Below are 13,171 nucleotides of genomic sequence, written 5' to 3' on the forward strand. Positions count from 1 at the left end.
GGCCGGGCTCGGCCAGCCGGGCGCGCCTCGGCGCGGCGGGATCCCCCAGGGTGGCCAGCCGGGCCAACTCGGAGACCAGCACCCGCTGCAGATGGGAGCGCGAGCCCAGGCCAGTCCCCTGGACGAGGCTGGCTGGATCCGGCAGCCCGCTCATGGCTGCACCTCCGGAGTGGCGAAGGGCGGCGGGAAGCCCCGGTCGATCTGGGCTCGCGTCTCTCGGAGTGTGTCGGGCAGGGCTTCCAGGCCGGCCTGCCGGTGCAGGTGGAGGCCCAGGGCGGCTTGGAGGGCCACGGCATCGGCGACGGCGGGGCGGAAGTCCGCATGGGCGGCACCGGCAAAGAGGCCCCGGGCCACTGCGAGCGCTTCGGCTCGGTCCGCCACCCGCAGGGCATGGCGGGCGGGGGCCGCAAGGCCCAGCTCCCTGGGCACCAGCACCAGCTTGGTGCCGACGCGGCCATCGGTCACAGGCAGGATCAGGGTGGGCCCCTCGATGGATGCTTCGTCCAGCCCCTTCCCTTCCGCATCCTTGCCGTGGATGACGAAGGCCCGGCGCAGGCTCGCGCGGCGCGCCAGGGCACCGGCCATGGGCGCCAGCAACTCCTCCCGGGCCACGCCCAATAGCTGCAGCGGAGGCTGACCCGGGTTCAGCAGAGGTCCTAGCAGGTTGAAGATCGTGGGAATGCCGAGGCGCTTGCGGATCTCCCGCAGGCGCCCCAGCAGTGGGTGGTAGGCCGGGGCGAAGAGGAAGGCGAAATGGCGGGTGGCGAGGTCCTTCTCTAGGTCCGAGATGGGCCGGGAGAGATCGTAGCCCAGGGCCTCCATGAGGTCGGCGCTGCCGCAGACACCCGTGGCGGCGCGGTTGCCGTGCTTGACGACGGGCACGCCGAAGCGCGGCAACAGCAGGGCGGACAGGGTGCTGAGGTTGGCGGTAGAGGCGCCATCGCCGCCGGTTCCCACCACATCGATGGCGCCCGCGGGCACGGTCGGGAAGGGTACAGCCACGGCCGAGAGGGCGTCGGCAAAGGCGGCCAGTTCTTGGGCCTCGGGCACGCGTTGGGCCAGCAGGGCCAGGCAGGCACCCACCAGGAGCGCATCCGTGTCCTGGTCGATAAAGATGCGCATGAGCTCCGAGGCCGTGGCTTCGGGCAGGGGGCGGATGGGGTTGTGGGTCGTCAGCAGCGTCATCGGGATTCCTTGGCCAGACGGAGGAAGTTCGCGAGCATCGCCGGACCGTCCGGCGTGAGGATGCTTTCGGGGTGGAACTGCACGCCCCAGCGGGGCAGCTGACGGTGGGCCATGGCCATGATCTCGCCACCGGGGCTGCGCCCCGTGACGCGCCAGCAGGCCGGCAGCGAGGAAGGCTCGGCGATGAGGCTGTGGTAGCGGCCGACGGGGAGTCCCAGGGGAAGGTCCTCGAACAGGTCCTTGCCATCGTGCTCCAGGGCCGTAGCCTCGCCGTGCAGCGGCTCGATGGCCCGGATCACCCGGCCGCCCGTGGCGGCGGCCAGGGCCTGATGCCCGAGGCAGACGCCCAGGAGGGGCACGCCCCAGTCCGAGGCGGCCAGGGCCATGTGGGCGGGGCTCTCCGTGGGATGGCCAGGCCCCGGCGACAAAACCACGGCTTCGGGCCGGAGGGCCTTGGCTTCTTCGAGGGAGATGACATCGTGGCGGATCACACGCACCTCGGTGCCCAGGGTCTCGAAAGCCTGGACGAGGTTGTAGGTGAATGAGTCGAGAGCGTCAATCAGGAGGATCACCGGGCACCTCCATCCAGCTTGACGCCGAGAGCCTGGGCGATGGCGCCTAGCTTGTGCAGGGTCTCGAAGTACTCGGCCTCGGGCCGGGAGGCGCGCACCACTCCGGCCCCGGCCTGGATGTGGGCGGCACCATCCGCATAGACCGCGGTTCGCAGGATGAGTGCCGTGTCGAGCACGCCATCGGCCCCCAGCCGCAGCAGCACGCCGCCGTATGGACCGCGCTGCTCTCCTTCCAGCTCGGCGATGCGCTGGCAGGCCCGGAGCTTGGGCGCGCCGCTGACGGTGCCCGCCGGAAAGGCCGCGGCCAGCACGTCAAGAGCATCCACGCCCGCCTTCAGCTTCGCCCGCACGGTGGTGGTCAGGTGCAGCACATGGCTGGTGCGCTGGAGGGCCAGGGGCAGTTCCACCCGCACGCCGCCGGGCACCGCCACGCGGCCCAGGTCGTTGCGGGCCAGGTCCACCAGCATCTGGTGCTCGGCCAGCTCCTTGGGATCGCGCTTGAGGGCCTCGAAGCGCCGGGCATCCTCCTCGGCGCTGGCGCCCCGGGGCACAGTGCCAGCGATGGGCAGGGTCTCGGCCTCGCCATCCTGAACGCGTACCAGCATCTCCGGCGAAGCGCCCACCAGGGCGAAGTCCCCCCACTCGAGCAGGTAGCCGTAGGGGCTCGGGTTGAGGCGGCGCAGACGGCGGTAGGCCTCCAGCGGCAGGGGCGGGCCCTCGACGCGGAAGCGCTGGCTGGGCACCAGCTGGTAGATGTCGCCATCCAGGATCAGCTCCTGGGCCGCAGCCACGGCGCCCTCATAGGCCTCGCGGGTCATCTGGGCCTGGGTGCTGGGTCTCGCGCTCCCGGGGCCGGGATCCTTGGCCCCCTCCAGCAGCCGCGCCTTCAGGGCCGCCAGGCGGTTGAAGCCTGCCTCGGGAACCGTGGCGAGGGTCTGCAGTTCGGCCACCTGGTGCAGGTGATCGAAGACCAGGGCCGTATCGAAGCGGCGCACCCAGAGGCCCGGAAGCCCGAGGCTGTTCTTCGCGGGCAGCTGGAGGCTGGGCTCCGTGGCCCCCATGGCCTCGAAGCCGAGGTAGCCCGCGCAGCCCACGCCCACCGGGAGCACCTCCCGCAGCATGGGCAGGGTGGCGGCGGGATCATGAATGGTCGCCGTGGGGGCTCCGCCCGCCAGGGTGCGGATGGCCTCGGCCCAGCCGGTGGCCGGGGCGGGCAGGCGGCATTCGCTGGCACCCTCGATCAGCACGAAGCTGTGTCGGCCAACACGCTCACCCTGATCGCAGGATTCCAGGAGCAGGCTCGCGCCGGACGATCGCAGCGCCAGGTAGGCTGCGAGGGGTGTCAGCAGATCAGCGGGAAGAGGATGGCGGATGAGGTGCATGGGAGGACCTTGGAGAAAATCAAAGACCGGCTTTGCCGGGATGGGGAGTGGGGGTCCAGGGGTGTGCGCGAAGCGCGGGACCATCGGAGATCATTAACGAAAAAGCCCGACCGCGGGGTCGGGCTCGGAGGGTCCGGATTGGCGTCGGCCGCTAGGCCTCGCACAGGGAGCCGTCCGAGCCCGTACGCCACCACCAAGCCTCGGATGAGAGGCCCTGGCAGGGGATGGGAAAGGACAGCGGCATGGAAGCGATGAAACCCCATCGGTCCAGGCCCTGTCAAGTGTGGTTTGATGGGGGATTGCCTGTGGACGGACATGGACCCTGAACGCCCCACCACCATTCACACCGAGGAGGAGCTGGCCCCCCGGGGGCCTTGGCCCTTCCTGCGCGGGGCCCTGCCCGGAGGCTTCAGCCGCTGGGGCTGGGGCCTCATGGCCGGGTGGATGCTCGTGCTGCTGGGTCCTGCCCTCGGATGGGCTGGCCATCTGCGTCGTGCCGCTGGCTGGAGTGCCCTGCCCAGCCACTGGGGCGAGAGCCTCAGCGCCCGCGACCTCTGGGAGCTCTGGGAGAACGGGGGGCTACAGCACCGCCTGACAAACTCCCCCACGGTGCACCTCTTTGGCCTCGGCCTCGTCGTCGTGCTCTGGTGCGGCTGGCGTATGCAGGCTGAAACCGCGGGCCAGAAGGCCCGATTGGGACCGTGGCTGCTGGGGGCCCTCGACACCCTGCTGATCGGCGTGGTTCCCCTCGGGTTCGTGGCCTGGCTGGTGGATCTGGGCCTCGCCAAAGCCGGGAGTTCCGGGCTGGACGCCCTGGGCTGGGCCGCCTTCTTCGGCCGCCCCCTGGTGTGGATGTCCCTGGTCGCGGCCCTGAACGTCCAGTGGTGGCTCTGCCGACTGGGTCGCTCCGCCGGGCTGGCGGAGGGCTACCGCACCCACCTCGGGGTCAGCTTCATGCGGCTCTGGTCCCATCCCATCCAGTGGGGGCTGCTCTCCATCGGCGGCGCCGCGCTGCGGGCCCTTCCGCCTTTCCTGGTGCTGCTGCTGGCCTGGCGCATGGGCGGCGGCACTACCTTCCGTGTGTGGCTGTTCCTCGTGCTCCAGCTCCTGGTCACGGCGGTCAACGGCTGGGTGATGGGCTGGCTGCTCCGCGCCACGGCCCGGTTCTGGAACCATGACGTCCTCGTGCAGGATGTCCGCGTGAATTTGAAGGAATCGCTCCGTGATGCCGAAGCCAGCTAGCACCCTGCTCTTCTCGTTGCTCACCATGGGCCTCACTGCCCAGGCCCCGGTCCGCAAGGCCGAGGTCATCCCGGTGGCCGCCACGATCCCGGAGGACGAGGCCATCCAGAAGGTCATCGCGCCCCTGGCAGCGGAGATCAAGGCCACCTTCGACCTGCCTCTGGTCCCAGTGCCGCTGGGAGTCTTCCGGGGTCGGCGTGGCGAGGAGAACCTGCTGGGCTACTGGGTGGCGGACGTGATGCGCAAGGCCGCCCAGGGCGTGATCGGCAGTCCAGTGCGCTTCGCCATCACCAATGCCGGCGGGCTGCGGGCCAACCTGCGTCCGGGCCAGCTGAAGGTGGGCGACATCTTCGAGATGATGCCCTTCGAGAATGAGCTGGTGGTGATCGAGCTGACCGGGGCGGAGGTCATCCAGGTGGTCAAGGAGGGCATCGTGCGCCGCGGCGGCGAGCCCTGCTCTGGCGTGAAGACCCTGGTGGGCGGCACGGCTGAGGCTGTGACCTTCACCATCACTTGGGAGGATGGCTCCCCCATCGACCCGGAGGCCCAGATCAAGGTGGCCACCTCGGACTATCTCTACGGCGGCGGGGACTCCATCCCCACCCTGAAGAAGGGCCGCAAGCCCTTCACCACCGGGCTGACCTTGCGCCAGATGCTGCTCGATGAATGCGCCTCCCTGGCCAAGGCGAAGCTGGACCTGCTCCCGCCGGCTCCCGGCCGCACCACCATCCCAGTGCCGATTCTGGAAGCCATCCGCGACAAGAAGCTGAAGCTGTAGGGGGACGACCATGGATCGCCGCGACTTCCTCGCCTCCCTCGGCGCCGCCACCTTCGCCAGCCAGGTCCCCCTGCGGGGCGGGGACGAGGGTCCCGCCTCGGGCCGCATCACCCTGCTGCACACCAATGACACCCACTCCCGCATCGAGCCCTTCGGTCCCGGCAACGGGGCCATCAGCGGACTCGGCGGCATCGCGCGGCGGGCCACCCTGGTGAGGCAGCTGCGGCAGCAGCTGGGGCCGGTCCTGCTATTGGACGCGGGCGACACCTTCCAGGGCACGCCCTACTTCAACCGCTACAAGGGGCGACTCGACTACCAGCTGATGCGCATGGTGGGCTACGACGCGGGCACCCTGGGCAACCACGACTTCGACAACGGCGTGGGCATGCTGGTGGAGGCCATGGAATCCATGGAGCAGCTCAAGCACGCCAACCCGCCCTTCGCCCTCCTAAACTGCAACTTCGACTTCAAGGGTGCCCCGGCCATGGGCAAGCGGGTCCGCCCCTACCTGATCCGAGAGTTCCCAGGGCTCAGGGTGGGTATCACCGGCGTGGGCGTGGCCTTCGCGGGCCTGGTGGCCCCGAAGAACCACGAGGGCATCGAATGGAAGGATCCCTACGCGAGCCTGAAACCCGTGGTGAAGCGTCTCCGTGACGTGGAGAAGGTGGACCTAGTCGTGGTGCTGTCCCACCTGGGCTACAACCTGAAAGGCAGCGCCCCGGACGACCTGCGGATGCCGGGCGAGGTGGCGGGCATCGACGCCATCATTGGCGGCCACAGCCACACCTTCCTCGAGACCCCGACCAGGGTCCCCCAGGCGCTGGGCGAGACCCTCGTCTTCCAGGTGGGCTTCGGGGGCGTGAACCTGGGCCGCATGGACTTCGTCGCCACCCGCGGCACCGTCCGGGCCGCCTCGGGAGCGGCCATGCCGGTGGCGGGCTACTCCCAGGCGTGACCCAAGTCCCAAACGCCCAACCACCTGGGAAAGCCGATTGATGCATGGCTTTTCCCGTGGGAGGCTACCTTGTTACCCGTTCCTCGGACACGCCTGGGCCTGATGGTCGATCGACCCCGGCGGAGCCTGACCACCAAGGAGAAGCCATGACGACGCAGAAGATCATCTGGACCGAAATCGACGAGGCCCCCGCGCTCGCCACCTATTCCCTGCTGCCAGTCATCCAGGCCTTCACCCACGGCACCGGCATCGAGGTCACCACCTCGGACATCTCCCTGGCGGGCCGCATCCTGGCGAACTTCCCCGACAAGCTCACCCCCGACCAAAAGATCCCCGACAACCTGGGCGCCCTGGGCGAACTGGCCCAGAAGCCCGAAGCCAATATCATCAAGCTGCCCAACATCAGCGCCTCGATCCCTCAGCTCATTGCGGCCATCAAGGAGTTGCAGTCCCAGGGCTTCGCCCTGCCGGACTATCCCGAGCAGCCGAAGGATGAGGCCGAAAAGGCCATCCAGGCCCGCTACGCCAAGGTGCTGGGCAGCGCCGTGAATCCCGTTCTGCGCGAAGGCAACTCCGACCGCCGGGCGCCGCTCTCCGTGAAGAACTTCGCCAAGCAGCACCCCCACAAGATGGGCGCCTGGGCTCCTGACTCCAAGGCCCGCGTGGCCCACATGAGCGGCGGCGACTTCTACGGCAGCGAGACCTCCACCACGGTAGCCAAGGCCACCACCGTCCGCATCGAGTTCGTGGGCGAGGACGGCACAGTCAAGGTCCTCAAAGAGAAGACCGCACTCACGGACGGCGAGGTCCTCGATTCCTCCGTGATGAGCGTCAAGGCCCTGCGCGCCTTCTACGCCGAGCAGATCGAGGTGGCCAAGAGGGATGGCCTGCTGCTGTCCCTGCACCTCAAGGCCACCATGATGAAGATCTCGGATCCTGTCATGTTCGGCCACGCTGTGTCCGTGTTCTACAAGGACGTCTTCGAGAAGCACGCGGCCGTGATCCAGGAGCTGGGTGTCAACACCGCCAACGGCCTGGGCGACCTCTACTCCAAGATCCAGACCCTGCCCGAAGCCCAGCGTGCCGAGATCGAGGCCGACATCATGGCCGTCTACCCGACCCGCCCGGCCCTGGCCATGGTGGACTCCGACAAGGGCATCACCAACCTACACGTGCCCAACGACATCATCGTGGACGCCTCCATGCCCGTGGTGGTGCGAGACTCCGGCAGGATGTGGGGAGCCGACGGCAAGCTCCACGACACCCTGGCCATGATCCCCGACCGCTGCTACGCCACGATGTACAAGGCCATCGTCGAGGACTGTCAGCAGCACGGCGCCTTCAACCCCGCCACCATCGGCAGTGTGCCCAACGTGGGCCTCATGGCCCAGAAGGCCGAGGAGTACGGCTCCCACGACAAGACCTTCTTCGCGCCTGCCAGCGGCAAAATCCGCATCGTCGATGCGGATGGCACCACCCTGTTGAGCCAGAAGGTTGAGGCCGGCGACATCTTCCGCGCCTGCCAGGCCAAGGACGCCCCCATCCAGGACTGGGTCAAGCTGGCGGTCTCCCGGGCACGGATAACGGGCGCTCCTGCGATCTTCTGGCTGGACAAGAACCGCGCCCACGACGCCCAGATCATCGCCAAGGTGGAACAGTACCTGAAAACCCATGACACCACCGGCCTGGACATCCGCATCCTGCACCCGGTGGAGGCCATGAAGGTCTCCTGCGAGCGCATCCGCGCCGGCAAGGACACCATCTCTGTCACGGGCAACGTCCTGCGCGACTACCTCACGGACCTGTTCCCCATCATCGAGCTGGGCACCAGCGCCAAGATGCTCTCCGTGGTGCCCCTCCTGGGCGGCGGCGGCCTTTTCGAGACCGGCGCGGGCGGCTCGGCCCCCAAGCACGTCCAGCAGTTCCAGAAGGAGGGCTACCTCCGCTGGGACTCCCTGGGCGAGTTCAGCGCCTTCTGCGCGTCCCTCGAGCACGTGGCCAATGCCTACAAGAACGCCAAGGCCGCCGTGCTGGCCGACACGCTGGACCAGGCCATCGCCAAGTTCCTGGACAACGACAAGTCCCCCGCCCGCAAGGTCGGGCAGATCGACAACCGTGGCAGCCACTTCTACCTAGCCCTCTACTGGGCCCAGGCCCTGGCCGCCCAGACCAAGGACGCCGAGTTGCAGGCCCGCTTCGCCAAGGTCGCCCAGGCCCTCGACGAGAACGAAGCCAAGATCAACGAAGAGCTGATCAGTGCCCAGGGCAAGCCCGTGGACATGGGCGGCTACTACCACCCGGACAAGGTCAAGACCGGCAAGGCCATGCGGCCCAGCGCGACCTTCAATGCCATTATGAATGGGCTGAAGTAGGCACCACAGGCTTGAACCTCAGGGGCCGATGCGACCTGATCGCTTCGGCCCCTTGTGCATGTGTCGAACCCAGCCTTGAACCGCAGGCCGACAGGACATGGGCGCTGCGTTGCTGGACGGGGAGCAGTGGCACCTGAACTTGAATGTTGGGAGAGGCTGTCTTTTTGATGATGGGTGTAGCTGCCCCTCCAGTGTGGGATTTCAACTCATCACGCAGGATGCTTAGCAAGTGATACACGAAGCAGGGGGCGTGCTCCGATTCACCCATAGTCACTGTGCTAATTTGCTGGTTGGAGAATGATGGTGGGGCAGTCATGCAGACCTTCCCAATCCTTGCACCTATGCAAACAACACACACAGAGTTTGCAGGCAACATGATCCGGCTCAAAGCGTCACGCCCCTGGGCTTAAAGGAACCGGTCTGGTCCGATAAATCAATTGTAGATAACGGTAATGGCAAAGGTACCGCGGTAATCCCCATCCGCTTGATTGGCAGCGACATTCAGGGTGGCGCCGACCGTGAGTTGCTGCTGCCCCATGGCGTTGAGTAAACCTGAACCGTTTGGTGAGCTGAGAAAGGTGGAGACCTGCATCGATCCGCCCGGCCCCGTCATGACCATGCTAGTGGGAAGCAGAATGGCAAAGGTGGCATAGGCAGCCCCATTCACGTTGAAGGCGGCGGCTTCAACCGCCGCGAAGTTGCCCAAAAGCACCCCGCCAGTAGTGCTGCGGGCGCCAGTTGGGGTGAGGATGATGGTACCGGGCGTGGAACCTGAAAAGACATCACCAAAGCCCAACTCCGAAGTTCGGGTCAGAGTAATGACCGGGTCGACCTTCACCGTTACGGTAAAAGACTCCGTGGAATGCTTACCGCTCTGGTTGCTGGTGTCATCCAGCAGCATGAGAACCGAACCGGTGTAAGTTCCCTGGGGCGCGGTGACGCTCGAACCGACCGCAATGGTCACCCCCAGGTAGAACTTCGACGTCGTACCCGAATGGGGGAAGGTTCCAGTGCCGTGGCTACTCGGTTCGAAATCCACCGCGGTAACGGTCAATGAACCTCCTCCCACACGCATCAGGGTGAAGGGGACAGCGCTGCCGGTCCGAATCTTCCAGGAATTCCCAGGCTTTCCGGTCAAGGTGAGACACCCCAAGACTTCTGCCACCGAATTGCCGAGTGCGGTTCCGCCGGTGGTGACGCGGGTTCCCGATGGCGAATTAAGGGTGACCGTTCCAGCCGTGGCTCCCGCGAGAATGGCACCGGCATGGAGGTCCGACAACTTGTTGATGACCGGGGTGATCTCAGCATGAAGCAGAGGGCTCACCACTAGCATCATCAAGTACAGAGCTCGAACGATTCGGGTAGGCACGCTGGATGCGCTTCTGTTCAGGGACGCGCTTGGTACGGATGGGGCATTCATGGCTTCACCTTGGTTGAGGGTGTGGGAACGATAAGGAAGTCCAATCCGTCAATGATCGTGCCGTCCAGGGCGATCTGGATCCCTCGGGGTGAGGGGGGAATCAGCTTGAACCGCAGGATCTTCGACTCCGGAATCCGAACCTGGTAGGTACCTGGGGGCAGCTCTTCAAACATGTAGAAACCGTCGTATGCCGAACGGACGGTTCGGAGAACATGGCCATCTGAGGCCAACAGCTCCAAGCCTATGGCGGGCAGTTCTTTATGTCCGCCTTCCTCTTTCAGAAACACGGTGCCATTCACTTCCCCGAAGATGGCCAGGGGCACATCCACCATGGCCACATGCCCAGCTCGCGGTGTAACCCTGACGCCTGGAATGGCTGGCCGCATCAGCGGATCTTCCAAGGTGATAGCTGCGATGGACACGTCGGCGTCCAGGTCGGCGTTGAGGTGAGTGAGGAAGGCGACGCCCTTGCTATTGGTTTTCTCGGAATGAGGGGCGCCGTTCACGAGGAACCCTGACGTCCTCCCCACTTCTATACCAAGGATGGTGAGAGTCCTGGGTTGAAAAGGATCTCGCTGGGATTCGCGGAGGGAGCCATAGGCGACCGGAGTGAATCCCAGCGTCGCGCCGCTTCGGCTGGGGTGATGTCGCCGAGGGAGCCGTGGGGTCTGCGGTGATTGTAATCATGTCGCCAGGCTTCGGCGATCCTTCTGGCTTCAGGGATGCTCCGGAACCAGTGCTCGTTCAGGCACTCATCCCGGAAACGCCCGTTGAAGCTCTCGCAGGTGCCGTTCTGCATCGGCTTCCCCGGCTGAATGAAGTGGTGCCGGATCCTTCGCTGGTAGCACCACTGGTCGAACACCCGGCTGGTGAACTCAGGGCCGTTATCGGTGACGATGACCTCCGGCCTGCCACGTTCATGGATGATTCGATCCAGCACCCGCCCCACCCGAAGACCCGGCAGGCTGGTGTCCACCTCGATGGCCAGGCACTCGCGGGTGAAGGTGTCGACCACATTCAGGGTCCGCAGCGCCCGGCCATCGGCCAGGGCATCCGAGGTGAAGTCCATGGCCCACTGCTCACCAGGCCGGGTGGGGGACTGGAGTTCCTTCCTGGGACAGCCCTTCAGCCGCTTTCGGATGCGCTTCCGCACCGATAGGCCTTCCTCCTTGTAGAGCCGGTAGATCCGTTTGACGTTCACGGGGAAGCCCTCCCTCCGCAGGAGCACATGGAGTCGCTGATACCCGAACCGCTTTCGTTCGGCGGCTAGTTGCAGCAGCCGCTGGCGCAACTCGACCCAGTCCTTTCGCCGGGACTGATACCGATAACTGCACCGCTGCATTCCGATCACTCGGCAGGCCCGCCGTTCGCTCATCTGAAACTGAGTCCGAAGGCCACTCACAGCCTTCCGTCGATCCGGGGGCCTCAGAATTTTTTTGTGAGCAGGAACCTCAGGCCCTGATTGTCGAGCGCAAGTTCCCCCACAAGCTGCTTCAGCTTTCGGTTCTCATCCTCTAGCCCCTTCAGCCGCTTTGCGTCGGCCACGTCCATCCCGCCGAACTTGGCCTTCCACCGGTAGAAGGTCTGCTCGCTGACTCCGAGCTTTCGGCAGATCTGGGCTGTGGTCCTGCCGGCCTCGTGCTCTTTCAAGGCCAAGATGATCTGCTCCTCGGTGTATCTGCTCTTTCTCAAGGGGCCCTCCAAAGGGGGAGGACTCACATTATCCTTGGTCTAGTTTTCCGGGAGGACGTCATTCCCGCAACAAACCGCACAGTTGCAATAGTGAGTGAACTTCACCGTTTTGGTTTCAGGAACCGGGGTAGCAGTAACGGGAGTATCTGGAGCTTTGGTAGCAGGAGCAGGTGTTCCTGGAGTTAGTGATGGCGCTGTCCCGCCAGGTGGGATCACGCCAGGGGCGGGTTTAGGCGCACCATCATTAGTGCTAGTGGTGCCCTTATTTGTTTGCGCCAATTATTATATTATCAAATATTGTATTAAATAAATCAGCGTGACAAAGCTCTCTTTGCTAGAAAATCACTTCGCAATGAACCATCAATATAAAATACAGCACATAGAACTATAGCAAACATAATCAACAAAATAAGATCATTCCTTTTAACCAAGGGCTTGGCTAACTTCTTGAATTGTCCAAGGTTGAACGTATAGCACCTAGATAAAATAGCATTTATTATGAAATAGCTTGTAACTCCATAGATTAAGAAGAATAGTATAATTTCTTTACTATCTAGGTTTGAAAAGTAAGCATATTTAATTTTTAGCAATAAGGGAGAGAGCAACCCAAACAAAATAAGATTAACAGCCCCCTCAGCCTGCCATTTAGCTATCCACTCACTACTTCCACAATATTTATTCCAACGAAATAATGCCCAATACAAATAGCAAATGAATGAAGTTGGTTTGCCCATTGAATTACTCATTTCAAGAACAAGCTTGGGTTCTGGGTCACTTGTGCATCAGGAGTGATTAGCATTCTCCCAAATGCGGGTGAACCCCCCGGATAATTGCCATCAATCAATGAATATGGTACCGCTAGAATCGCACCCGGACCGCTAAATCCTAATGCCGTGAAACCTAAGTTGGTTAATAAATGGGAAGAACTCATACCAGGATCACCATCAGCCCATTTGTTGACATCAACAAGAGTCGAAACAGTTGAAGCGACAATACCTGCCGCCTTTCCTATTTTTGCAATCTTTGCCGTAGATACTGCTCCATTCCCTCCCCAGCCACTCACGTAGGGTTTCCCGTTACTCCCAACCGTTGCCTTTCCGGTCCCGTGTTCCATGACGGCGGCTCCGGTCGTCATCAGAGAAGTTCCCAACCCCGGGTCCGAAGGAGCAGGAGTATCTGGTTGTGGCTTCACTCCTGCTGGTGTTGTTGTCGATGGAGTAATTGATGGGGCGGTCCCAGTTGGTGGGATGACGCCTGGCGCGGATTTAGGCGCACCACCGTTGGTTGATGCTGTTTGCGCCTCCCTCTTTTTCCTTTCTTCCTCCCGTTTTTTCCTTGCCGCCTCCTCGGCTTCATTATTTGCTTTCGCGGCAAAGTTCCCAGTGGCGCTATTTGATCGTGTTCCCTCATTCAACACGATCATTCCCGTTGGATCGGTGCTCATGACAGGGCTGTTCCTGACGTAGCTATAAATATTCCAGCTCTGGGTGTGCTCAAAATGCTGATCCCGAGCCGGATCGGGGCTGGCGAATCGTCCAAACCAGGGCACGTAGAAGCGAGCCTGCATATGGCT

Annotated in this window: 12 protein-coding genes; 4 read left to right on the forward strand and 8 right to left on the reverse strand. The window is 63.8% G+C overall.

The window, feature by feature from the left end:
- Positions 1-150 precede the first annotated feature (150 nt).
- The 3 genes from trpD to WAS25_RS03630 are packed head-to-tail and all read right to left on the reverse strand — an operon-like array spanning position 151 to position 3,139.
- Positions 151-1,185 carry an anthranilate phosphoribosyltransferase gene (trpD, locus tag WAS25_RS03620; RefSeq protein ID WP_422310145.1) on the reverse strand — a complete coding sequence of 345 codons (1,035 nt, stop codon included), beginning with the start codon at positions 1,183-1,185 and terminating at the stop codon, positions 151-153.
- The gene (locus WAS25_RS03625; RefSeq protein ID WP_422310146.1) at positions 1,182-1,757 is read right to left on the reverse strand and encodes an anthranilate synthase component II; all 576 of its coding nucleotides are present in this window, start codon (positions 1,755-1,757) and stop codon (positions 1,182-1,184) included. Before WAS25_RS03625 ends, trpD begins: the two co-directional genes overlap by 4 nt.
- Entirely contained in the window at positions 1,754-3,139 is a 1,386-nt protein-coding gene (locus WAS25_RS03630; RefSeq protein WP_422310147.1) for an anthranilate synthase component I family protein, read from the reverse strand. The genes WAS25_RS03625 and WAS25_RS03630 overlap by 4 nt, the downstream gene beginning before the upstream one ends.
- Positions 3,140-3,454: 315 nt before the next feature.
- Between WAS25_RS03630 and WAS25_RS03635 the strand changes: the two genes are divergently transcribed.
- The 4 genes from WAS25_RS03635 to WAS25_RS03650 all read left to right on the forward strand — a co-directional run bounded on the left by WAS25_RS03635 (position 3,455) and on the right by WAS25_RS03650 (position 8,486).
- The gene (locus WAS25_RS03635; protein WP_422310148.1) at positions 3,455-4,381 is read left to right on the forward strand and encodes a hypothetical protein; all 927 of its coding nucleotides are present in this window, start codon (positions 3,455-3,457) and stop codon (positions 4,379-4,381) included.
- Positions 4,365-5,159 (forward strand): 5'-nucleotidase C-terminal domain-containing protein, encoded by a 795-nt coding sequence (locus WAS25_RS03640; protein WP_422310149.1) that lies wholly within the window; start codon positions 4,365-4,367, stop codon positions 5,157-5,159. The genes WAS25_RS03635 and WAS25_RS03640 overlap by 17 nt, the downstream gene beginning before the upstream one ends.
- Positions 5,160-5,169: 10 nt before the next feature.
- Complete coding sequence (locus tag WAS25_RS03645) at positions 5,170-6,114, forward strand: bifunctional metallophosphatase/5'-nucleotidase (protein WP_422310150.1); 945 nt, start codon at positions 5,170-5,172, stop codon at positions 6,112-6,114.
- Between the two features lie 146 nt (positions 6,115-6,260).
- Positions 6,261-8,486: an NADP-dependent isocitrate dehydrogenase gene (locus WAS25_RS03650; protein ID WP_422310151.1), complete on the forward strand. Its 2,226-nt coding sequence runs from the start codon at positions 6,261-6,263 to the stop codon at positions 8,484-8,486.
- On the opposite strand, the gene WAS25_RS03655 is transcribed toward WAS25_RS03650, so the two are convergent.
- The 5 genes from WAS25_RS03655 to WAS25_RS03675 all read right to left on the reverse strand — a co-directional run.
- A complete protein-coding gene (locus tag WAS25_RS03655) occupies positions 8,467-8,862 on the reverse strand; it encodes a restriction endonuclease subunit S (protein ID WP_422310152.1) in 396 nt (131 codons plus the stop codon). The genes WAS25_RS03650 and WAS25_RS03655 overlap by 20 nt on opposite strands.
- A gap of 57 nt (positions 8,863-8,919) precedes the next feature.
- Positions 8,920-9,810, reverse strand: a complete 891-nt coding sequence (locus tag WAS25_RS03660) for a DUF4402 domain-containing protein (RefSeq protein WP_422310153.1) — start codon at positions 9,808-9,810, stop codon at positions 8,920-8,922.
- Positions 9,811-9,902: 92 nt separating this feature from the next.
- Positions 9,903-10,412, reverse strand: coding sequence for a hypothetical protein (locus WAS25_RS03665; RefSeq protein ID WP_422310154.1), 510 nt, complete (start codon positions 10,410-10,412; stop codon positions 9,903-9,905).
- A gap of 26 nt (positions 10,413-10,438) precedes the next feature.
- Positions 10,439-11,598 (reverse strand): IS3 family transposase gene (locus tag WAS25_RS03670; RefSeq protein ID WP_422310155.1). Its coding sequence is split into 2 segments (ribosomal slippage): positions 10,439-11,352 and positions 11,352-11,598, totalling 1,161 coding nucleotides; the frame shifts between segments, so codons are not numbered across the junction.
- Between the two features lie 742 nt (positions 11,599-12,340).
- A partial coding sequence (locus tag WAS25_RS03675) for an RHS repeat-associated core domain-containing protein (protein ID WP_422310156.1) occupies positions 12,341-13,171 on the reverse strand: 831 nt, incomplete at its 5' end.

The organism is Geothrix sp., from assembly GCF_049292215.1.
In the GTDB taxonomy this organism is placed as follows: domain Bacteria; phylum Acidobacteriota; class Holophagae; order Holophagales; family Holophagaceae; genus Geothrix.

Excerpts from the sequence above, each read along its gene's own strand:
- WAS25_RS03635 (WP_422310148.1), top strand. The coding sequence starts at position 3,455 with ATGGACCCTGAACGCCCCACCACCATTCACACCGAGGAGGAGCTGGCC.
- WAS25_RS03630 (WP_422310147.1), bottom strand. The coding sequence starts at position 3,139 with ATGCACCTCATCCGCCATCCTCTTCCCGCTGATCTGCTGACACCCCTC.
- WAS25_RS03640 (WP_422310149.1), top strand. The coding sequence starts at position 4,365 with ATGCCGAAGCCAGCTAGCACCCTGCTCTTCTCGTTGCTCACCATGGGC.
- WAS25_RS03645 (WP_422310150.1), top strand. The coding sequence starts at position 5,170 with ATGGATCGCCGCGACTTCCTCGCCTCCCTCGGCGCCGCCACCTTCGCC.
- trpD (WP_422310145.1), bottom strand. The coding sequence starts at position 1,185 with ATGACGCTGCTGACGACCCACAACCCCATCCGCCCCCTGCCCGAAGCC.
- WAS25_RS03655 (WP_422310152.1), bottom strand. The coding sequence starts at position 8,862 with ATGTTGCCTGCAAACTCTGTGTGTGTTGTTTGCATAGGTGCAAGGATT.
- WAS25_RS03650 (WP_422310151.1), top strand. The coding sequence starts at position 6,261 with ATGACGACGCAGAAGATCATCTGGACCGAAATCGACGAGGCCCCCGCG.